20 protein-coding genes are annotated in these 20,164 nt (G+C 58.2%); 5 read left to right on the forward strand and 15 right to left on the reverse strand.

The window, feature by feature from the left end:
• Positions 1–114: 114 nt before the first annotated feature.
• The 11 genes from CPY64_RS16250 to CPY64_RS16300 form a co-directional block, all read right to left on the reverse strand.
• Entirely contained in the window at positions 115–1,065 is a 951-nt protein-coding gene (locus CPY64_RS16250; RefSeq protein WP_096917403.1) for a 2-hydroxyacid dehydrogenase, read from the reverse strand.
• Complete coding sequence (locus CPY64_RS16255) at positions 1,062–1,391, reverse strand: NIPSNAP family protein (RefSeq protein ID WP_042485681.1); 330 nt, start codon at positions 1,389–1,391, stop codon at positions 1,062–1,064. Before CPY64_RS16255 ends, CPY64_RS16250 begins: the two co-directional genes overlap by 4 nt.
• 15 nt (positions 1,392–1,406) lie before the next feature.
• On the reverse strand, positions 1,407–2,699 hold the full coding sequence (locus CPY64_RS16260) for a TRAP transporter large permease (RefSeq protein WP_042485678.1): 1,293 nt from the start codon (positions 2,697–2,699) through the stop codon (positions 1,407–1,409).
• Entirely contained in the window at positions 2,692–3,195 is a 504-nt protein-coding gene (locus tag CPY64_RS16265) for a TRAP transporter small permease (protein ID WP_226791397.1), read from the reverse strand. Before CPY64_RS16265 ends, CPY64_RS16260 begins: the two co-directional genes overlap by 8 nt.
• A 68-nt stretch (positions 3,196–3,263) precedes the next feature.
• The gene (locus CPY64_RS16270) at positions 3,264–4,304 is read right to left on the reverse strand and encodes a TRAP transporter substrate-binding protein (protein ID WP_042485673.1); all 1,041 of its coding nucleotides are present in this window, start codon (positions 4,302–4,304) and stop codon (positions 3,264–3,266) included.
• A 53-nt stretch (positions 4,305–4,357) separates the two neighbouring features.
• Entirely contained in the window at positions 4,358–5,305 is a 948-nt protein-coding gene (locus CPY64_RS16275) for an NAD-dependent epimerase/dehydratase family protein (RefSeq protein ID WP_042485670.1), read from the reverse strand.
• 3 nt (positions 5,306–5,308) lie between these two features.
• On the reverse strand, positions 5,309–6,139 hold the full coding sequence (locus CPY64_RS16280; RefSeq protein WP_042485668.1) for a hydroxypyruvate isomerase family protein: 831 nt from the start codon (positions 6,137–6,139) through the stop codon (positions 5,309–5,311).
• A gap of 13 nt (positions 6,140–6,152) precedes the next feature.
• Complete coding sequence (locus CPY64_RS16285) at positions 6,153–7,049, reverse strand: NAD(P)-dependent oxidoreductase (RefSeq protein WP_042485665.1); 897 nt, start codon at positions 7,047–7,049, stop codon at positions 6,153–6,155.
• Between the two features lies 1 nt (position 7,050).
• A complete protein-coding gene (ilvD, locus tag CPY64_RS16290) occupies positions 7,051–8,763 on the reverse strand; it encodes a dihydroxy-acid dehydratase (RefSeq protein ID WP_042485661.1) in 1,713 nt (570 codons plus the stop codon).
• A gap of 35 nt (positions 8,764–8,798) precedes the next feature.
• Complete coding sequence (locus CPY64_RS16295; RefSeq protein ID WP_042485657.1) at positions 8,799–9,491, reverse strand: GntR family transcriptional regulator; 693 nt, start codon at positions 9,489–9,491, stop codon at positions 8,799–8,801.
• Between the two features lie 170 nt (positions 9,492–9,661).
• A complete protein-coding gene (locus CPY64_RS16300) occupies positions 9,662–10,150 on the reverse strand; it encodes an Lrp/AsnC family transcriptional regulator (RefSeq protein ID WP_042485654.1) in 489 nt (162 codons plus the stop codon).
• 114 nt (positions 10,151–10,264) lie between these two features.
• Here CPY64_RS16300 and CPY64_RS19065 point away from each other — a divergent pair, with 114 nt between their 5' ends.
• Genes CPY64_RS19065 through CPY64_RS16315 form a run of 4 tightly spaced genes read left to right on the forward strand, consistent with a single transcriptional unit; the run spans position 10,265 to position 12,618 of the window.
• Positions 10,265–10,444 carry a hypothetical protein gene (locus tag CPY64_RS19065; RefSeq protein WP_123794690.1) on the forward strand — a complete coding sequence of 60 codons (180 nt, stop codon included), beginning with the start codon at positions 10,265–10,267 and terminating at the stop codon, positions 10,442–10,444.
• 19 nt (positions 10,445–10,463) lie between these two features.
• Complete coding sequence (gene kynA, locus CPY64_RS16305) at positions 10,464–11,336, forward strand: tryptophan 2,3-dioxygenase (RefSeq protein WP_042485651.1); 873 nt, start codon at positions 10,464–10,466, stop codon at positions 11,334–11,336.
• Complete coding sequence (locus tag CPY64_RS16310; protein ID WP_042485649.1) at positions 11,336–12,241, forward strand: alpha/beta hydrolase; 906 nt, start codon at positions 11,336–11,338, stop codon at positions 12,239–12,241. The genes kynA and CPY64_RS16310 overlap by 1 nt, the downstream gene beginning before the upstream one ends.
• Entirely contained in the window at positions 12,241–12,618 is a 378-nt protein-coding gene (locus CPY64_RS16315; RefSeq protein WP_042485645.1) for a RidA family protein, read from the forward strand. Before CPY64_RS16310 ends, CPY64_RS16315 begins: the two co-directional genes overlap by 1 nt.
• A gap of 50 nt (positions 12,619–12,668) precedes the next feature.
• On the opposite strand, the gene CPY64_RS16320 is transcribed toward CPY64_RS16315, so the two are convergent.
• A complete protein-coding gene (locus CPY64_RS16320) occupies positions 12,669–13,622 on the reverse strand; it encodes a LysR family transcriptional regulator (protein ID WP_042485642.1) in 954 nt (317 codons plus the stop codon).
• A 64-nt stretch (positions 13,623–13,686) separates the two neighbouring features.
• Complete coding sequence (panB, locus tag CPY64_RS16325) at positions 13,687–14,508, reverse strand: 3-methyl-2-oxobutanoate hydroxymethyltransferase (protein WP_042485639.1); 822 nt, start codon at positions 14,506–14,508, stop codon at positions 13,687–13,689.
• A gap of 300 nt (positions 14,509–14,808) precedes the next feature.
• On the opposite strand from panB, the gene CPY64_RS16330 reads away from it, so the two are divergent.
• Positions 14,809–15,663: an aldo/keto reductase gene (locus CPY64_RS16330; protein WP_042485636.1), complete on the forward strand. Its 855-nt coding sequence runs from the start codon at positions 14,809–14,811 to the stop codon at positions 15,661–15,663.
• On the opposite strand, the gene CPY64_RS16335 is transcribed toward CPY64_RS16330, so the two are convergent.
• Complete coding sequence (locus CPY64_RS16335; protein WP_042485634.1) at positions 15,660–17,075, reverse strand: MFS transporter; 1,416 nt, start codon at positions 17,073–17,075, stop codon at positions 15,660–15,662. The genes CPY64_RS16330 and CPY64_RS16335 overlap by 4 nt on opposite strands.
• Before the next feature lie 124 nt (positions 17,076–17,199).
• Positions 17,200–19,953: an aconitate hydratase AcnA gene (acnA, locus tag CPY64_RS16340; protein WP_042485630.1), complete on the reverse strand. Its 2,754-nt coding sequence runs from the start codon at positions 19,951–19,953 to the stop codon at positions 17,200–17,202.
• Positions 19,954–20,164 lie beyond the last annotated feature (211 nt).

Raw genomic sequence — 20,164 nt, forward strand, 5'->3', positions numbered from 1 at the left:
TTCAGTCAGAGGGGAAGGTTTTGCCAGAATCAGGCGATACACACGATCGATTGCTCATAAGAAAGCAGCGGTTCAAACCTGAAGCTTGAAACCGCTGTTGTTCTACGCCAACCCTTACAGGTTCACCGGCGTCACCAGCCCCCCTTCCGTGACGAAGCGCTCGACATTCCTCAGCACCAATTCACACATGGCCGCTCGGGTTTCGCGAGTTGCGCTCCCTACATGGGGCAGCACCACGACTCGCTCATTCCTGAGCAATTCAGCGGGCACTTCGGGTTCGTTCTCGAACACATCCAGCCCGGCACCGCCCAATTGACCATTTTCCAGAGCCGCAACCAATGCTTTTTCATCCACTACGGAGCCACGGGCGACGTTGACCAGGTAGCCGTTGGGGCCCAAGGCTTTCAAGACCTCGGCAGACACCAGATGGTAGGTTTCCGGGCTGCCTGGAGACGCCACAACAAGAAAATCGCACCATTGCGCCAAGGTCAGCAGTGAAGGCTCGTGATGCCAAGGCAACTGGGGATTCGCACTGCGTGTGTGGTAGCGGATATCCATATCGAAACCAACCGCGCGCCGTGCAATGACCTGACCAACTCGCCCCATACCCAACATGCCCAGGCGCTTGCCACTGACCCGCGTGCTTGGCATGGTAGGACCGACACGAGGCCAGTCGCCACGTCGAACATGGCGGTCGGAAGCAGAAATGCCGCGTACCGCATCGATCAGCAAGCCTATAGCCAAGTCGGCCACGCAGTCGTTCAGAACGTCCGGAGTATTGCTTAGCATCACCCCACGCGCACGGACTGCATCCAGGTCGATGGCATCGTAGCCCACGCCCAGGCTGCAAATAGCCTTCAAGTTGGGCAGTGCATCAATCAGCGCCTTGTCTGCGCCATGCGTTCCTGTGGTGATCAGCACTGTGAACTCGTCACCGTGCTCACGCAAGAATGCCGTTTGATCAGATGCATCACTCAGGATCTCAACCGGGCACAAGGCAGGCAGCTTGCCCGCCAGCGGTGGCGGCAAGGGGCAGGCTTGGAGAATCTTCTGGTTCATGGTCATGCTTCGCTCGTAAAGACGTCGAAATCGACTTGTTTCAGCAGTGCATTGCTCTGGCGTATGACATGGCCGGCAGCAGAGGCTTTGCGACGATAGGCCAACCAGCGCGGATCCGCTTCCAGTGCATTGCGACGGGCTTCCCGGTCGGCCATATCCTCGTATGCCCACAGATGCACCACCTGATTCAGCTCACCCACTTCCGTGGTGTAGTAACCGTGGCAAGCGCCCAGATGCTCGATTTGTACGGCACGCCCTTCCGTCGCATACAGGGACAGGAAATCGCGCAGCAGGCCGGTGGGGATGGTATAGGTTCTTTGGTCGATAATCATGTCGTGAATCCGTTTTTATCCAAGGTATTTGGGCAAGAGCAGCGAAATGACCGGGAAAGCCAAGAGCACTGCCAGGCGGAAAACATCGGCTACCACGAAGGGAATCACACCCCGATACAGCGTGCTCATCTTCACGTCTGGGAGCAGGCTTTTCAGAACCATGACGTTCATGCCCACAGGCGGGGTGATGAAACTGATTTCAGTGACCACCACCACGATGATGCCGAACCAGATCAGGTCAAAGCCCAAGTGCTGTACCAGTGGGTAGAAAATAGGCACGGTGAGCAAGACCATGGACATGCTCTCCAGCACACTGCCCAGCACAATGTAAATCGCGCAAATCAACAGGATCACCACGATCGGGCTCATGTCGAACTGCTGCACCCAGTCCTGCAGATCGCTGGGCATGGACGTGAAATTGATGAAGCTGGAAAACAGCAGGGCTCCGATCAGCACCATGAACAACATGCCCGTGGTACGAGCCGACTCGACCAGCACGTTGGACAGTATCTGCCAGGTCAAACGGCCACGTAGCAGAGCAAACAGGAAGGCACCGCAAGCACCAATCCCGGCGGCTTCCGTCGAGCTGAAAACCCCGCCATAGATCCCGCCCATGACGATGACGAACAGCACCAGCACCCCCCAGACATCGCGCAGCGCACGCAAGCGCTCTTTCCAGCTCATGCGCTCTCCGGGCGGCCCGGCATTGGGGTCGCGCCAGATCGTCCACCTGACTGCCAAAAGGTAAAAACCCACAGCCAGCAGACCCGGCAAAATACCGGCGGCAAACATCTTGCCTATGCTTTGTTCAGTCAGGATGGCATAGACCACCATGACAATAGAGGGCGGAATCAAAATGCCCAGCGTGCCACCAGCAGCGATGGAACCGGAAGCCAGCGCACGGCTGTAGCCCAGTCTGCGCATTTCCGGATAAGCCACCTTGGACATGGTGGCTGCCGTTGCCAGACTGGAACCACACACCGCCCCAAAGCCGCCACAGGCCACCACCGTAGACATGGCCAGCCCACCTTTTCTATGGCCCAGAAATGCATAGGCGGCGGCGTACAGTTCTTTGGACAGCTTGGCCTGAGTAATGAAGTTGCCCATCAAGATGAACAAGGGCAGTACGGACAACAAATACTGAAAACCGCTTTCACGCACAACTGCGCCGGTCATGGCATAGGCGGACGGCCAGTTGCGCATGAGTCCTACGCCGATAAAGCCCACCAGTGCCATGGAAAAGGCCACTGGCACCCGCAGGAAGATCAAGACAAGCATGGCGGCAAAGCCAATCAGTGCTTCAGTCATTCTGTGCCTCTTCTTCCAGATGGGCCGTGTCTGCGTTCAGATCTCGACGAAGCTGCGCCAGCTCCACGATAGTGTTGACGAACAGCATGATGCTCATGAAATAAACAACCGGGGCCAGTGGCAACCCCAGCAAGGTGGTCTGATCCAGGTATTCGGCTGCCGATTCGGCCTGTGTCCAGCTGACCATGGCCAACAACGCGCTGATCCCAGCGGCCAGCAAGTGGCTGGAGACATGGACAATCCGCGCCCCCTTCTCCCCACCGGGGACGGGCACCAGATCAACCACAACGTGTTCGCGCTCCATGGTGGCAAACACGATGCCGCAAAAGATCACCCCCACCATGAGTATTTCAGTGAGTTCTACCGCCCCCATCACCGATACGTTGAAAATGTAGCGCCCTAATACATCGGCCAAAGTCAGCAAGGCCAGCGAGACCATGCATAACTCGGTCAGACGTCGAAGACCCGCTCTTAATAAAGAGAGAATGGAGTTCATGCTTTGTAGCTCCGGGGCTGCTGGCGCACGAGGCGCACAGCAGATTCAAGACAGTCTGCGTGTACTGATCAGTTGGCACTTTCCCGCTGCTTCAGGTCGGCACGGAACTCGGCCAGCACGGCAGGCCCGTCTATACCCTTGGCCTTGGCGGCATCCAGCCAGGCCTGCTCGAAGGATGCTGTGCGCTCTTTGACGGCGGCAATCAGCTCTTCACTGGCGGGATGGAACTGCACATTGTTGGCCTCCAGAGTTTTCATGGCGGCGACATCCGCATCCCCCCAGGCCTTGCCCCCCATGCGAGCAATATGCTCACCGGAAAGACTCATCACGATCTCGCGGTCCTTTTCAGACAAGCGATCAAACGCACCCGGATTCATGATGATGCCGTGCAGATCCGCATAGAGACCGCCCGGGAAAACCGTCGCATGTTTGACCACACTGTCCAGACGGAAGGAAACCACGGACTCCGGAGGGAAAAGTACCCCATCCACCACGCCGGTGCTAAGCAATTCGTACGATTCGGACGCAGGCTTTACAACCGCATTCACGTTCAGCGCCTTGGACAGATCAGCCTGCATGCCACCACCAATACGCAGCTTCAGGCCATCGAAGTCTGCAATGGTCTGCACCTGTTTGCCGGTCGTGTAGACACTGCCCGGGCCATGACCATAAAGCCCAAGCAATTTGATGCCGCGATGCTCTTTGGCATCTTGCAGGTACTTGCTGTAGATGTTCCAGGCCGCCAGCGAAGTGGACTCGGCGCTATTGCCCGAGAACGGCAACATGGCAAATTTCATCAAATCAAAATTGCCGGGGTAATAGGAGTAGGAAATAAAGGCCAGATCAACAATGCCATTGCGCACCGCATCCAGATGCCCAACCGGATTAGTGGCTGCCTTGGTCAGGAAGTTAATCTTGACGCGCCCTTCTGTGGCCTGCTCCACCTCTTTGGCCCAGGGCTTCATGAAGTTAGCCACCAGAACATGTGTTTGCGGGATCCAGGCAGAAAAAGTCAGCTCCACAGGCTTGTCCGCTTTTGCGGGGCCAGCCGCCACAGCCAGGCTGGTTAAGGCCATACCCAACAGGCGAGAAATCCATCGGTTCTTCATGGGGAAATCCTTTTTTGGTGGTAGATCGTTATAGGTATAGTTAGCCAGGCCCGTCAGGAGAAAAGGGCCTGCTCAATCAAGGTTTCGGCATCGCCGTCATGATGCATGCCCAACTGTGTGGCGATTGCCGTTGTCAAAGGCGGCCACTGGGCAAACTGCTGGTCAAACTGAGGGTTGGACTGAAAGCTCAATCCCGCGTCGGCCCCCCGGCCATAGCGGGTTTTGGCAGCCTGTACCAGCTCTGCCACCTGAAGACGCTGGGCGGGAAGATTCCACACCCGACCTGCAGGCAAGCGAGCGGCTTCCAGGCTCGCTGTTGTCAGAAGGTGCCGCACACAGGCGGGCAAGGAAAGCAGCCAGATCCACCCTTGCGGGCCAATGGGGCACTCGTAGGTGCTGCCAGCAGCCAAGGCATGGATCAAGGAGCTGGCAAAGGAAGACAGCGCAGTTTCGGCGGTCATGGGTCTGGCGACCACGGTAGGCAAGCGAACCGAGCGGCCATCCAGAAAACCCCGGCGGCTGTAATCGGCCAGCAGCAGCTCCACCATCCGCTTCTGCGTTCCATAACTTAAAGTAGGTGCGACGGGCGTGTCGTCATCCACCTGCTGGGGCAGTGGCGTCCCAAAGACACCGATACTGCTGGCATACACCACAACGGGGCACTGGCCTTGCTGTCGCAGGTGCTCAAACAAGCCTATGGTGCTGTCTATATTGACGCGCAAACCCAGTGCGAAATTCTCTTCAGCCAGCCGACTGGTCACCGATGCCAGATGGAAAACCGTGTCGGGTGCTGGCGACAACACCGCTTCCAGCACGGTTTTATCGGCCAGGTCGCCACTAATGCAGCGCAGGCCAGGCACGTGGTGATGGCTTTGCTCTTCAAAGGCCAGATCGGTCAGCGTCAGGCTTTGAATCTCTTTGGCTTCAAGCAGTTTGGCCGCCGCACGGGCAAGCGCTTGGCCGATGTAGCCGTTGGCGCCGGTAATCAAGACATGCTTCATGGCTTATCTCCCGGCAGCCTGCGTGCAAGCCGCATCACGACGACGTGGCGCAGCCAGCACACCGCGATCACACAAGGGCTGGCACCAGGCTAAACCGTCCGAAGATGATCCACGAGGCTGATACTCGCAGCCCAGCCAGCTGTCGTAAGCCAAGGCAGGCAAGGCCGCCACGCCTGCCAGCAAATCGTGCTGTGCAAGATCCGGCTCGTAGCGCCCATCGGCACCCGCGATCTGCACATAGCCGATCCACGGAGCACAGGCCTCCACACTGGAAGGGACGTCCAAGCTTTCTTTGACGCAGTGGTAGTAATCAAACTGCAGACGCAGGCGCGGGGAATTGAAGTGCTGGAGCACCTCAATCACCTGCTCTGGCAAGTAATAAAAATACCCGGCCATATCGCTGCGGTTGAGCGCTTCCAGCGTCAGCACCAGATCATCTGCTTCAGCCAAGGCCAAAGCCTGTTCCAGATTACTGAGCAGTGCAGCCCGGCAATCTTCCTGATCGAAGGGGCTGACATCGCCCGCCATCACATGGATACGGCGGCACCCGGTAGCCTGTGCAACAGCACGGGCGCGATCAAAGGCTTCCTGGAACTGGGCCTGTGCGCCGGGAATGGCCGCCCAACCCAACCTGCCCTGCCCCTCGCCTATAGGCGTGTTGATCAGAGTTAGCTCCAGCTGTGCGGCTTGCAGTTGCTGAGCGTACCAAGCCGGAGCGTAGTCGTAAGGCAGCAAAATCTCGACGCCCTGAAACCCATCGGCTGCCGCAGCCTCAAAACGTTCGCTCCAGTCCAGATGCCGATACAACCAGCTGAGATTAGCGGATAGTTGCATGGGGCAGCCTGCCTTATGTGCTTATCTGGCGAAGAAAAGCGTCACGCTGCTCGGGCAGCACAACGCTGACCAAGGCAGACACCTCAGCCTGACCCAGCCCCATGGCGCTTGCCACGCGCAACATTTGCTGCACGCTGGCGGCAACCGGCATAGGCGCGCCGCTTTGTTGGGCATTGGCGATCAGGGTGTCGATATCCTTGAGCATGGTGGACAGCGCACCAATACTTTTTTCCTGGGCCTCTATCATGCGCGGGGCAAAGATCTGCAAGGGCTTGGAGTCCGCCCAACCACCCGCCAGCGCGGGCGCCAGCTTGTCCACATTGATGTTATTGCGCTGGGCAAAGCCAATGGCTTCAGCCAATGCCGCAATCGAAGTTGCCACGATGGCCTGATTGCACAGCTTGGTTGCCTGCCCGGTCCCGGAAGGCCCCATATGCGTGATATTGCCGGCGTAGGCGCACATGGCGGCCTCGGCTTCAGGCATATGGGTTTCGCTACCGCCCGTCATGATGGCCAGCGTACCGGCCTCCACGCCGGGAATACCGCCGGACACCGGGGCATCAATCCAGTCAGCGCCGCAGATCTCCGCCAAACGAGCGGCCAGCTTGCGTGTGGCCTCAGGGTCGATACTGGAGTGATCCACCAGCCATTTAAGGCCCGCTGCCTGAGCAATCCCGTCCGCGCCAAACACCACGGCCTCGGCGGCCTTGGCATCAAACAGGCATAACAACACGCCATCGGCGCCTTCAGCCGCTTCGCGTGGCGTGCTTACGACCTGCGCACCCAGCGCCGCCAGCGGCTCGGCCTTTTCTCTGGAACGGTTCCAGACCTTGACCTCGTGACCCGCTTTCAACAGGCGCTGCACCATGGCAGCCCCCATCAATCCCAAACCGCAAAAACCGAGTTTCATCTTATACGTCCTCAAGCTGTTCTTGCGGCCACTCGGCAGCACCCGAATGGGTCACTGCACCTTCATTGGTCGGTCCAACCAGGCGTGCGTACTTCTCCAGCGCGCCAGCCAAGCGGTCTCGTACGTAAGGTTTCCATTGCGCCCGGCGTGCAGCCAGTTCCTCCTCGGACACATGCAGCTGCATGCTGCTTTGGGTAGCATCGATGGTGATACGGTCGCCGTCTTTTACCAAACCGATGTTCCCACCGGCTGCTGCTTCGGGGCTGGCATAGCCGATACACATGCCGCGTGTCGCACCGGAGAAACGGCCATCCGTCAGCAGTGCCACTTTTTCGCCATTGCCATGACCATAAATGGCGGCAGTGACACTTAGCATCTCGCGCATACCGGGGCCGCCTTTAGGGCCTTCGTTACGGATAATCAGTACGTCGCCAGCCTCATAGGCCTGCTTGGATACCACCGCCATACAGTCTTCTTCGGTTTCAAAAACGCGTGCGCGCCCGTCAAATACCAGAGACTTCAAGCCAGCAATTTTCAGTAAGGCGCCATCGGGGCACAGATTGCCCTTGAGCACGACCAGGCCGCCCGACGCGTGAATCGGCTGATCGCTGCTGCGCACGATACGACCATCCACATCGGGGAAGTTTTCCAGAGCCTCGGCCAAGGTTTCGCCGGTAATGGTCAAGGCATCGCCGTGCAGGTGACCGCTCTTCAAGAGAGCCTTGAGCACGACGGGCACCCCGCCGATCACGTCCAGATCGCGTGCCAGATAACGGCCGCCGGGCTGCAAGTCGGCAATCAATGGCGTGCGGTTGAACACCTCGGCCATATCGTCCGTGGTGAAACGAATACCGACTTCGTGCGCAATGGCAGGAATATGCAAGGCCACATTGGTCGATCCGCCAGTCGCAGCAACAGCAGCAGTGGCATTTTCCAGACTCTTGCGGGTGATGAGATCACGCGGCAAAGGACCACCGTGTTCCAGAATCTCCATCACACGGCGACCGGCGCGACGAGCCAGCGCGTGTCGTTGGCTGTAGACCGCCGGGGTGGTCGAGGAACCCAGAAAAGACAGGCCCAGGGCCTCTGCCACCATACCCATGGTATTGGCGGTGAACTGGCCCGGACAGGAGCCCACGGTCATGGCACAGGTACGCTCGATGCCATGCAGTTGCTCCAGGGAAATCGCCCCAGTCTGGTAGCGACCCACACCCTCAATGGCGGTAAGCACCGTGTTTTCAGTGCCATCGGGTGAGTAGCCCGGCAACATGGAGCCACCATAAATGAAGACTGAGGGGACGTTGAGCCGCGCCATGGCCATCAGGGTGCCAGGCAAGGTCTTGTCGCAACCACCCAGACCGACCAGAGCGTCATAGGCATGGCCACGTACAGCTATTTCCATGCTGTCGGCAATCATCTCGCGCGAGACCAGGCTCATGCGCATGCCAGCGTGGTTCATGGAGGTGCCATCGGACACGGAAATCGTGTTCATCATGACGGGTACGCCACCACCCTGTGCTACGCCCAGGCGCACGCTGTCTGCCTGCGGGCCCAGCGATTTGGAACAGGGTGTGTTGTCTCCGGCGGTTCCAATGATGGCGACCATCGAGCGGTCCAGATCATCATCGTCCAGGCCCGTGGCACGCAGAAAGGCTCGGTGTGGTGTGCGGGTCACGCCCTCGGTCACTGCTTTTGATCTATGTTTTTTTAGCATGGTCTTTGGTGGTGATGAGTAATTGAAAGATCGAGTTAATCGGTCAGGTCCAAGCGATCAAAGATCCAGGAAACATCTTCCTGAATGTATTGGCGCGCCTGGGCGAAGTTACCGGCACGCAGCGCGTTGACGGTGGACTCATGCAACTGGTCTGAGGAGTCTTCGTTATGGAGCAGTTCGCGGGTTTCACGCAGATAGGCCCCCGACTGCAACCACAGGCTCTCGATCATGGCGAGCATGACGGGGGACTGGGCGGCGGCATAGATCGTGAAATGAAAGATCCGGTTTTTTTCCAGGCTGCTGGCCACGCCTTTGGGCGTGCGGCGCTCTTGTGTAATTTCTTGCGCCAACTGTTCCAGCTGATCCAGCACGGAAGATGTCAGCAGGGGGCCAGCCCATTCGGTGACGGTGCCTTCGATCAGAACGCGAGCACGGCGAATGTCGCTCAGGCAGGCTTTGGTGATCAGGGGGACACGCGTGGTGCCGTTGGGCAAGGGCTCCAGCCCTTGCTGAGCCACCAGACGACGCAGGGCTTCGCGCACCGGCATGGTGCTGGTGCCCAGCGCATCGGCCAGGTACTGGATGCCAAGCACTTGGCCGGCACGGTATTCACCGTGCATCAGCTTGTTGCGCAGGGCTTGATAGACCGCTTCGTTAACGGATTGCCGAACGATAGGTTGGAAAGCTTCGAGCGGAGCACTGGTGCTTGCAGCATCTGAATGTTTCATTAAATTCCGTCACAAAGTGAATTCGAGCAAAGATTTGTGATTTTTGATCAATTCTAAGGACGGACTTCTCCGACAACAAATCAGAGCTAACCCTTAGCCTCCTAATTCGTCATGGACGACGCGGCAAGCCTTGCGAGCGAGCCGCGCATTCGGTTTTGCAACGCGGTAAATCAGGCCGTAGGGCTGGCCATTGCTGGGATAGGCAGCTCGTGAAGACCCTTGAATTCCTGCAAGGAAAAACTAGTCTGCGCTTGCCGAACCCCCGGCAAACGATGCAATTTTCTTTGCAACAATTCCGAATAGCTGTCCAGATCCTTGGCCACCACCATCAGCAAAAAGTCGGCCGGACCGGCAATACCGTGGCACATCACCACCTCCGGAATATCGCGCACGGCCTCCACAAACTGCACCGAACGCTCTTCATTTTGAAAGTCCACACTGATGCTGACGAAGGCCACCACGCCATAGCCCAGGCCGCGCCGATCCAGCCGGGCGTGGTAGCCTGAAATAAGCCCGGCTTCTTCCATGCGTCGAATCCGGCGCCAGCAGGGCGACTGCGATATGCCCACTTTTTGCGCCAGCTCGCTCGTTGTGAGCCGGGCGTTTCTTTGGAGCTCGGCCAGCAAACTGCAATCCACCTCATCCAGTTCTATTTGCATAAAAAAACCCGTTTTTTAAGTTTTTCAGAAAAAGTTATGCTTCTATAAAAAACAGCTTGGCGCAAGACCCTTAAATCCATAAGATCAACGCATAAATTTAAGTGGGATGAAATCATGAAACCACAGAGAAATTTCAGCTTCACCCCTATGCCCGCCTACTCGGGTGACCGCATCCTGCCGCTGATGGAGACCTTCGGGCACGATGCACTGCAAGCTCCCCTCGGCGCGCAACGCGACTTTGGTTTTCTATCGACTCACGCGACCTGTTCCACACGTCGCACAGGTCATTATTAACGTACCGGGAACAGAACAAATGAATGCTTCCAAAGCATCGGCTGACAAGGGAATCGGCGAGACAGAGCGCATTGTTTCGGAAGAAAAAGCGCAGTTGGATTTCAGCCAATCCATGAGCTATGGCGACTACTTGCACCTGGACGAGGTGCTGGGCGCTCAACACCCGCTCTCGCCTGCCCACGACGAAATGCTGTTCATCATCCAGCACCAGACCAGCGAACTCTGGATGAAACTGATGCTGCACGAACTGAATGCGGCCACCGCATCGGTCGCCGCCGACCGCTATGCCGACAGCTTCAAGATGCTGGCGCGTGTCTCGCGCATCATGGAGCAACTGGTCAGCGCTTGGACTGTGCTGTCGACCATGACCCCGCCGGAATACACCGCCATGCGGCCTTATCTGGCCAGTTCCAGCGGCTTTCAAAGCGCGCAATATCGCTGCATTGAATTTGCTCTGGGCAACAAGAACGCCGCCATGCTCAAGCCACATGCACACCGCCCTGACCTGCTCCGTCAGGTGGAAGCGGCCTACCGAGCGCCTTCGCTGTACGACGAATCGCTGCGCCTGTTGGCCCGCCAAGGTTTCCACATTCCCGCCGAGTATCTGGACCGTGACTGGACACAGCCCTACGTGGCCAGCCCCGAGGTCGAAGCCGCCTGGTTGCAGGTTTACCGTGACCCGTATGCACACTGGGATCTGTACCAGCTGGGCGAGAAGCTGACCGACATTGAGGATGCCTTCCGTCTTTGGCGTTTCCGTCATGTCACGACGGTGGAACGCGTTATCGGCTTCAAGCGCGGCACTGGTGGCACAGGCGGCGTCAGCTACCTGCGCAAGATGCTGGATGTTGTGTTGTTCCCCGAGATCTGGACTGTTCGGACCGCGTTGTAATGCAGGCTCCCCACGACTCCCTCTCCGCGCAGGAGCGCGAGCGCGAATATTCGCCCAGTTCCTGTATAGGCGGGAACTACGCGCCCTACATCGAAGACTACGCCACACTTAGCGCAGCGGCGTTGGCAAGCGAATCACGGCATACCGAGCATGCCTATGGCAGCGCTGCCGCGCACAAGCTTGACCTGTTCCTGCCTGAGCCCCGCGATTCGGAGGCGCTTCCGCCCTTGCTGCTGTTTATCCACGGCGGCTACTGGCAGGAGCTCTCCAAGGCGTCCTCTTTGTTCTCGGCCCCGGATTGCACCAACGCGGGCATCGCCTTTGCCGCCATTGATTACACCTTGGCGCCACAAGCCTCTGTCCACGACATGGTGCTGGAGTGTCGCAAGGCACTGCGCTGGCTGCATCAACACGGTGAAGAACTGGGCTTTGACCCGCAACGCATCGTCGTTTCCGGCAGCTCTGCCGGAGCGCATCTGGCGGCCATGTGCTGCTTGCGTGGGTGGAAGGATGATGCCAATTTGCCGGTAGACGTGCCCGCAGCGACAGTGCTGGTTTCCGGCATTTACGACCTGCAACCCCTGATTGGCACCAGTATCAATGAGGCACTGTCCCTGGACGTGGCAAGTGCGCGAGCGATCAGCCCACAACTGCTTGATCTGACAGGCTTTCCGCCCGCCATCATCAGCTGGGGAGAAATTGAAACCTCGGAGTTCAAGCGCCAGAGCCAGGCTTTTGCCGATGCGCTGAACGCACTGGGTGCCCAGTATCTGCCCCCCATCGAAATGCCAGCACGTAACCACTTCGATGTCATTCTTGACCAGGCTCGCCCCAACACCCGCTTGGGCGATGCCACGCACGCGCTCTTTGCGTCCTTGCCGGTCACCTCTACTCGGAGCAAGTGATGAAACAAGTTGTCGACGTCGGGCTTCCGCCCCTGAAGCAAGCGTTTTCCTGGGCCGTCAAAGCCAAAGGAGAAATGCTGTTCATGGTGAACGGGCCTGTGCGGCCGGACGGCAGCATCGATACGGGAAGCATCGAACAGCAAGCTCGCCTGACCTTCGCAAATATGCAGCGGGCCACGCAAGCGGCGGGTGGCAGCCTGGAAAATGTCACCCAAGTGCTGATCTACATGACCGATGTTGCCGACATGGACATCATCGACAAGGTGTACAGGGAGTTTTTCTCTGCGCCCTTCCCCAACCGCGCCAGTGTGGGCGTTGCGGCCTTGGTGGAGCCGGGCATGAGGCTGGAGGTGGTAGCTTACGCCATGATTCCTTGAGGCTGACAAAGGCGGGAAGCTGCAGTCAAAACCTGGCCGCACCCGCCGGATTACAGCGAGTCGAACGGGTCCTGCGTACTGGGCAAGCCTGTGTCATCCCCCAGCACAAAGCGCGGGATGAATTGCAGCACGTACTGCCGCATGGCTTCGACCAGGCGCTGCGCATCGGGACGCAATTCGCGAGACCGCAAGGACACCACGCCGACCATATAAGGCACGTGGATATCAATCGGGCGCAGCACCACGTTAGGCAGTGGCAGGCCGTGGGCGGTGAAAGGGTCGATCAAGGACACGCCTACCCCTTGGCTGGCCAGAACCAGGCCTTCCAGAGACGAGGCAACCTCGATATGACGGATATCTTCCGGGGCTTCCGGACTGGCGCGCAGCAAGGCGGTTGCCAGGGTATGGCGCAAACGGTGGCGGTTCTGGATGGAAATCAGGGGTGTGCTCTGAATATCACTGAGACGCACCAGTTCCTGTTTGGCCAGGGGATGGTTCACGGCCATGCCCAACAGGCACGGGCTTTGACCCGACCAATGCAAGGTGCAGCCATCAATGTCCAGCGGCAAACTGGTCACCGCCAGATCTGCCCGTCCTTCGTCGATGGCTTGCACCACTTCTTCCGGTTTCACCGTATCAATAATCAGCTTTTGCTTGAAGGCCGGATCGTGCTGCTCCATGATGCCCAGCGCTTGCGGCACCAGGCCAATCGCCAAGGCGTGAGTAGTCACGATACGCAGAGGTCGCAGCCCCCCACGGGCGATTTCCAGAGCGCGGGTTTGCAGCACCTCCAGATTCATCAGCACAGGCCGGGCTTCCAGATAGAACTCGCGCCCCTGCTCAGTCAAGGTGACTTGCGGACGGGTGCGAGTAAAGAGTCTGAACCCCAGCTCCTGGATCTGGCGGCTAACCACTGGCTGAGAGCGGTCAAGCAAGCGGCCGGCAGCGGTAACGCTGCCTGCGGACATCACAGCTGCAAAAGCTTCTAATTGGCGAATTTCCATGTCGTTCTATGTGGATGCCGCATTTATCAACATGGAATATTCTAATGCGGAATAGTTAGGCGGACTAGCGTTTCACACCGAAACATTGATCCAGCGTGGGGAAAGAGCCATCACGCACCTCGGCCGCATATTGCGCCGCTGCTTGCGAGATCAGGGCACCCACATCCGCGTAGGGTTTGGCGAATTTGGGAATCTTGCCGTTTGTCAGGCCCAGAATGTCTTCTGTCACCAGAACCTGACCATCACATGCAGGTGATGCACCGATGCCAATGGTAGGAATGGCGATGGTTTCAGTAATCCGGCGGCCTACGCTTTCGGCCACTCCTTCCAGCACCACGCCCCAGGCACCTGCCTGAGCATGGGCGACGGCATCGTCCAGCACGCGCTGGGCGGCGGCATCGGTCATGCCCTGAGCTTTGTAACCGCCCATGGTGTTGACGTACTGGGGCATCAAGCCCACGTGGGCCAGCACAGGCACGCCGCGCTCAACCAGGAAACGCGTGGTTTCAGCCATGGCTTGGCCGCCTTCCATCTTCACCGCCTGGGCGCCGCTGGCCGCGAGCATACGCGATGCATTGGCAAATGCCTGCTGGGGTGATTCCTGATAGCTGCCAAAAGGCATGTCCACGACAATACAAGCGTGTTTAGTTGCACGCACCACGGCCGCGGCATGGGCAGCCAACATATCCACCGTAATGCTCAGGGTGTCCGGCATGGCATAACCTACCATCGCGGTCGAGTCGCCCACCAGGATCATGTCCATGTGCTCGTCCAGCATTCGTGCGATAGGCGCGATGTAGGCTGTTAACGAAGCAATTTTTTGTTTGCCCTTATAGGCGGTCAGAGCGGGAACGCTAATGCGAACCTGCGTGGTATGTACGCTCATACTTACTCCAGCTGGAACCCCATAGGCAAAAGCTTATATGGGATTATGAATGATGCAGATTGCAACATCTTAATAAAAAATCCAGTCGACGCCTCTATAATCGCCGTAGGACAAAAAACAATAAGCTAATTTCCTGCCTACGTACAAGCTTCGCGTGTCCATCCCGTGCGGATTCAGGTCCTTTTAAGGACTTTTGTTTTGACATCGCCTGTACTCTAGAGCCCGATCGTTCCCAATGTGCGGTGGTTTCATCAGCCATGTCCTGGCTGTTTTGCCGTGCACTCTACCGAGGAGAGACTTATGTCGACTACCCCCCCAACCATCACCTTCCACGACGATAACCGTGCGCCCCAACTGGGCATGGGCGTGTGGCAGGTACCTGCCGAGCAAACGGCCGATGTGGTGTGCAGTGGCATCGAAGCGGGCTACCGCCTGATCGATACTGCCGCCATTTATGGCAACGAAGCCGAAGTCGGCCAAGGGATTCGTCAGTCCAAGGTGCCACGCGAAGAACTGTTTGTGACCACCAAGCTGTGGAATGACATGCATGGCCACGACAACACCCGTGCAGGCTTTGAAGAAAGCATGGACAAGCTGCAGCTCGATTATGTGGATCTGTACCTGATCCACTGGCCCGTGCCCAAGAACCGTCAGTACATCCAGACCTGGGAAACACTGATCAATCTGCGCAACGAAGGCCGCGTGAAATCCATTGGTGTGTGCAATTTCCTGCCCCAGCACCTGCAAACCTTGCTGGACAAAACGGGCGTGCTGCCCGTGCTGAACCAGATCGAACTGCACCCCGGCTTTCAGCAGGCCGAGTCGCGTCACTACCATGAAGACCACGCCATCCAGACCCAGGCCTGGAGCCCGCTGGGATTGGGTACGCTGTGGGACAATCCGGTGCTGAACAGGATCGCCAAGGAACATGGCCGTTCAGTGGCGCAAATCATGCTGCGCTGGCAGATTCAGCTGGGCAATATGGTGATTACCAAGTCCAATTCCCCCAAGCGTCAGCGCGACAATATGGACATTTTCAGCTTCGAGCTAAGCGAACAGGATATGGCTGCCATTGCCGGTCTGGACCAGGCCGACGGTCGTCTTGGCCCGGATCCAGAACTGTTCCGCCTGCCCAAAAGCACCGTCCAAGACTAAGCCCTGGGGCACACCCGTCTTGCAGGGCCGGACAAGAAGGCGGCAAGAAGGGGCGCCAGGGCAAACAGCCACAGCAGAGCCTGCGCCGACTGGCGCGCGCCCTGCACCCCACCGGGGTCTACAAAGCCCGAGGCCGTGGTGATGATCCCGGCCAGAGCGGCCCCCAATGCCATCGTGAACAGTTGCAAGGTGGTAATGGCTGCCGAGGCAATATTCTCCTGCCCCTTGGGTGCGGAATGAAACACCCGCGTCAGCAGATGTGGCCAGGCCAGACCAATCCCCACCCCGACTCCCAATAAGGACAGGTACAAGGCCCAGGAATAATCCGTGCCTTCACTCAAGCCTTCCCATGGAATAAACACGCCCAAGGCAACCAAGGACAAGCCCGAGAGCACAGGCCCGGCAATAATCATGCGATCCCCGGTTTTCAGCCCCCGGCTGGAGCTGGCAATAGAACCCAAGGTCCAGCCACCTGACATCAAGGCCGTCAGATAGCCTGCTTTAAGGGGGCTCATGTGGTGGATGATCTGCAGGAAATACGGAATGAAGATTTCCGTTGCCACGGCCACGCTGACCAGGCCAATACCGGCATATAGACTGCCCAAGGCAGTGCTGATGGAGTAGGTGCCCTGCGGAAACAGGCGGCTGGTAGACTTGCTGTCGGCACGCGCCATCAAATACACCAGAATTGCCCCACCTGCGACACCGGCCAGATTGATCATCCAGGAAGTCGACAGGCTCCCTGCCGACATCACCAGCACAGAGGCCGTCAGCAGCAAGACCTTGCCCAGGGTGGAGCCCGATTGACGCGATTCGGGCGCACGCGCGTCGCGCAATTGCGTCCAGACCAGAATCGCCAGTAAAGCGGCACACGGCAGGACGCTCCAGAAGGCCAGACGCCACTGCCCCATCTGGGCAAACACCCCGCCAATCGCCGGGCCTGACAAAGTGGCCACGCCCCACATACTGGACACCAAAGCCATGACGCGCGGCCAAAGGCGCTCTTCAAACACCAGCCGGATCGAGGAATAGCTCAGACCCAGCAGCAGGCCGCCGCCCAAGCCCTGAATCGTGCGGGCAAAAAGCAGAAAAGGCATGGAAGGTGCTGCCGCGCACAAGGTTGTACCAATGGCAAAAAACAGCAGCGACACCAGAAAGCTGTGTCGCAGACCCAGTTTTTCCAGAACTTGTGGCGACAGGGCCGAGCCCAGGATCGAGGCCACCACAAAGAGCGTGGTGTTCCAGGCGTAGTACTCCAGCCCGCCAATATCCTCCACCACCGAGGGCAAAATCGTGGTCGCCACATACACGTTGATCGCGTGAACCGCCACGCCACCGGCCAACGCCAGCGAACGCAAGCCATTGCGGCCAGACAGTAATTCGGACCAAGAAGCTTCTTGGGTATTCGCCATTTTTCTGTATCCAAGCAAAAAGCCGGCGCAGGAGCCGGCCCCTAAACACACAAGTGCGCCAGGGGCATGACACCACTGACGCACCTGCTGGCGTGTCAAACCACGCCTTGACCTGCTGCCGAGCTTACGCTTTCAACAAGCCCCGCAAAACGTACTGCATGATACCGCCGTGACGGTAGTAATGCGCTTCGCTAGGCGTATCAATTCGGACCAGGGCCTCGAATTCGATATCGCCCGCACGCACTTTGACCTTCTCGGGGATCTTGTCCTGATTCAGGGCGGTAATGCCTTCAATATCAAAGACCTCATCTCCCATCAGACCCAGAGTTTCAGCGTTTTGGCCGGCGGGGAACTGCAAAGGCATCACGCCCATGCCCAGCAAGTTGCTGCGGTGAATACGCTCGTAAGACTCGGCAATCACCGCACGCACACCCAAGAGCACCGTACCTTTGGCGGCCCAGTCACGCGAGGAACCCGAACCGTATTCCTTGCCTGCCAGAATCACCAGCGGGACGCCGGCACTCAAGTAATTGCGCGAGGCATCGTAAATCGTTGCCACGGGCGCGCCGTCTTGCGTGAAGTCGCGTGTATACCCCCCTTCCGTGCCTGGGGCCAACTGGTTGCGCAAACGCACGTTGGCAAAGGTGCCGCGAATCATGACTTCATGGTTACCGCGACGCGAGCCGTAGGAGTTGAAATCCTGCGGCTTGACTTCGTGATCCATCAGATACGTGGCGGCAGGCGACATGCGTGCAATCGAACCAGCCGGGCTGATGTGGTCGGTGGTGACCGAATCACCCAGCTTGGCCAGCACGCGGGCACCACGAATGTCCGAGACCGGGCTTGGATCGCGTTTCAGGTCGATGAAATACGGCGGTTTGCGCACGTAGGTGGAGTCTTCCTGCCACTCGAAACGATCCCCTTTGGGGGTAGGCAAAGAGCGCCAACGCTCATCACCAGCGAACACATCGGCATAACCATCACGGTACATATCCGAGGCGATGGCCTTGCTGATCACATCCTGCACTTCAGCGGCAGACGGCCAGATGTCTTTCAGGAACACATCTTTGCCATCGCTGCCCTGTCCCAGCGGCTCATGGTACAGGTCGATATCCATGGTGCCAGCCAGGGCGTACGCCACCACCAGTGGTGGCGACATCAGATAGTTCATCTTTACTTCGGGGTGAATACGGCCTTCGAAGTTGCGGTTGCCGGACAGTGTGGACACTACAGCCAGATCATTCTGGTTAATGGCCTGGCTGACTTCCGGAATCAAGGGGCCTGAGTTACCAATACATGTGGTGCACCCGTAGCCAACCAGATCAAAACCCAGCTTGTCCAGGTAGGGGGTCAGACCTGCGCGCTGGTAGTAGTCCGTGACCACGCGCGATCCGGGGGCCAGACTGGTTTTCACCCAAGGTTTGCGGCTCAGGCCCTTTTCCACGGCCTTCTTGGCCAGCAGACCCGCCGCCATCATGACGCTGGGGTTGGAGGTGTTGGTACACGAAGTAATCGCGGCAATGACGACCGAGCCATGATCCAGTGTGCACTGGCTGCCATCGGCCAGCGTAAATTCCACCGCCGCTTTCCGGGGTGCTGGCGGTTTGTGCGACGGCACGTCCGAGGCAGGAAAGCTCTCTTCGACGGCTTCGTCATAGGTGGCCACATCATCACCCAACAAATCACGCACCGCAGTACGGAATGCCGGCTTGGACGAAGACAGGGCGATGCGGTCCTGAGGACGCTTGGGACCGGCAATCGAAGGAACGACGGTGGACAGATCCAGCTCCAGACGCTCGGAGTAGCGAGGCTCATGCTGCGGATCGTGCCACAGGCCCTGAGCCTTGGCGTAGGCGCGCACCAGTTCGATCTGTTCTTTGCTGCGGCCCGTCAGCTCCATATAACGCAGGGTTTCTTCGTCAATCGGAAACATGGAGATGGTGGAGCCGTATTCGGGACTCATATTGCCGATCGTGGCACGGTTGGCCAAAGGCACAGCGCTCACACCAGGGCCATAGAACTCCACAAACTTACCAACCACACCATGCTGACGCAGCATATCGGTAATCGTCAGCACCAGGTCGGTGGCGGTAGTGCCTTCAGGCATTTGACCTGTCAGCTTGAAACCCACAACACGGGGAATCAGCATGGAAATGGGCTGGCCCAGCATGGCGGCTTCGGCCTCGATACCGCCTACGCCCCAGGCCACCACGCCCAGACCGTTCACCATGGGCGTGTGCGAGTCCGTGCCCACACAGGTGTCGGGATAGGCCAGCTGACGGCCCTGCTCGTCGCGTGTAAAGACTACGCGAGCCAGGTGTTCCAGGTTCACCTGGTGAACAATACCTGTGCCAGGTGGCACGACCTTGAAGTTATCGAATGCACTTTGGCCCCAGCGCAGGAACTGGTAACGCTCCATATTGCGCTCGTATTCGATTTCCACGTTGCGCTCGAACGAGCTGGGCTTGCCAAAATCGTCCACGATCACCGAGTGGTCAATAACCAGCTCTACCGGTGCCAGGGGATTGATTTTTTGCGGGTCACCACCGAGCGCCTGCATGGCTTCACGCATGGCAGCCAGGTCCACAACGGCTGGCACGCCGGTAAAGTCCTGCAGCACAACACGTGCGGGGGTAAAGGCGATTTCACGATCGGGCTCGGCAGCAGGGTCCCAGGCGGCCAGGGCGCGAATATCATCGGCCGTTACATCGCCACCATCTTCGGTGCGCAGCAAGTTTTCCAGCAGAATCTTCAAGCCATAGGGCAGGCTGGCAACATCCAGGCCATCTCCACGAACCGCATCCAACCGATAGTAGTCGTAGGACTGCCCGCCGACATCCAACTGGTGCAAAGCCTTAAAACTATCTACGCTTTTCATATCGGGATCTCCATGGAAAAGTGCCGGCCGATACCATCCAATTTACCCAGCCAGCGATACACATGTGGTAATTGTCTATTGGTCTAGACCATTCCACATCTTACACTCTGGCGTAATCCCCCGCCCTGTGCAGCGTCCCTCCTGTGGCCTTACGTCACACCTACACAAACTCGGAAACATTCTTTACGTATAATGATTTAGGTGCCTTCCA

The sequence above is a fragment of the Alcaligenes faecalis genome (genome assembly GCF_002443155.1).
Classification (GTDB): Bacteria; Pseudomonadota; Gammaproteobacteria; order Burkholderiales; family Burkholderiaceae_B; genus Alcaligenes; species Alcaligenes faecalis.

Coding starts and splice junctions, on each gene's coding strand:
- CPY64_RS16250 (WP_096917403.1), bottom strand. CDS start 1,065: ATGACCATGAACCAGAAGATTCTCCAAGCCTGCCCCTTGCCGCCACCG.
- CPY64_RS16255 (WP_042485681.1), bottom strand. CDS start 1,391: ATGATTATCGACCAAAGAACCTATACCATCCCCACCGGCCTGCTGCGC.
- CPY64_RS16260 (WP_042485678.1), bottom strand. CDS start 2,699: ATGACTGAAGCACTGATTGGCTTTGCCGCCATGCTTGTCTTGATCTTC.
- CPY64_RS16265 (WP_226791397.1), bottom strand. CDS start 3,195: ATGAACTCCATTCTCTCTTTATTAAGAGCGGGTCTTCGACGTCTGACC.
- CPY64_RS16270 (WP_042485673.1), bottom strand. CDS start 4,304: ATGAAGAACCGATGGATTTCTCGCCTGTTGGGTATGGCCTTAACCAGC.
- CPY64_RS16275 (WP_042485670.1), bottom strand. CDS start 5,305: ATGAAGCATGTCTTGATTACCGGCGCCAACGGCTACATCGGCCAAGCG.
- CPY64_RS16280 (WP_042485668.1), bottom strand. CDS start 6,139: ATGCAACTATCCGCTAATCTCAGCTGGTTGTATCGGCATCTGGACTGG.
- CPY64_RS16285 (WP_042485665.1), bottom strand. CDS start 7,049: ATGAAACTCGGTTTTTGCGGTTTGGGATTGATGGGGGCTGCCATGGTG.
- ilvD (WP_042485661.1), bottom strand. CDS start 8,763: ATGCTAAAAAAACATAGATCAAAAGCAGTGACCGAGGGCGTGACCCGC.
- CPY64_RS16295 (WP_042485657.1), bottom strand. CDS start 9,491: ATGAAACATTCAGATGCTGCAAGCACCAGTGCTCCGCTCGAAGCTTTC.
- CPY64_RS16300 (WP_042485654.1), bottom strand. CDS start 10,150: ATGCAAATAGAACTGGATGAGGTGGATTGCAGTTTGCTGGCCGAGCTC.
- CPY64_RS19065 (WP_123794690.1), top strand. CDS start 10,265: ATGAAACCACAGAGAAATTTCAGCTTCACCCCTATGCCCGCCTACTCG.
- kynA (WP_042485651.1), top strand. CDS start 10,464: ATGAATGCTTCCAAAGCATCGGCTGACAAGGGAATCGGCGAGACAGAG.
- CPY64_RS16310 (WP_042485649.1), top strand. CDS start 11,336: ATGCAGGCTCCCCACGACTCCCTCTCCGCGCAGGAGCGCGAGCGCGAA.
- CPY64_RS16315 (WP_042485645.1), top strand. CDS start 12,241: ATGAAACAAGTTGTCGACGTCGGGCTTCCGCCCCTGAAGCAAGCGTTT.
- CPY64_RS16320 (WP_042485642.1), bottom strand. CDS start 13,622: ATGGAAATTCGCCAATTAGAAGCTTTTGCAGCTGTGATGTCCGCAGGC.
- panB (WP_042485639.1), bottom strand. CDS start 14,508: ATGAGCGTACATACCACGCAGGTTCGCATTAGCGTTCCCGCTCTGACC.
- CPY64_RS16330 (WP_042485636.1), top strand. CDS start 14,809: ATGTCGACTACCCCCCCAACCATCACCTTCCACGACGATAACCGTGCG.
- CPY64_RS16335 (WP_042485634.1), bottom strand. CDS start 17,075: ATGGCGAATACCCAAGAAGCTTCTTGGTCCGAATTACTGTCTGGCCGC.
- acnA (WP_042485630.1), bottom strand. CDS start 19,953: ATGAAAAGCGTAGATAGTTTTAAGGCTTTGCACCAGTTGGATGTCGGC.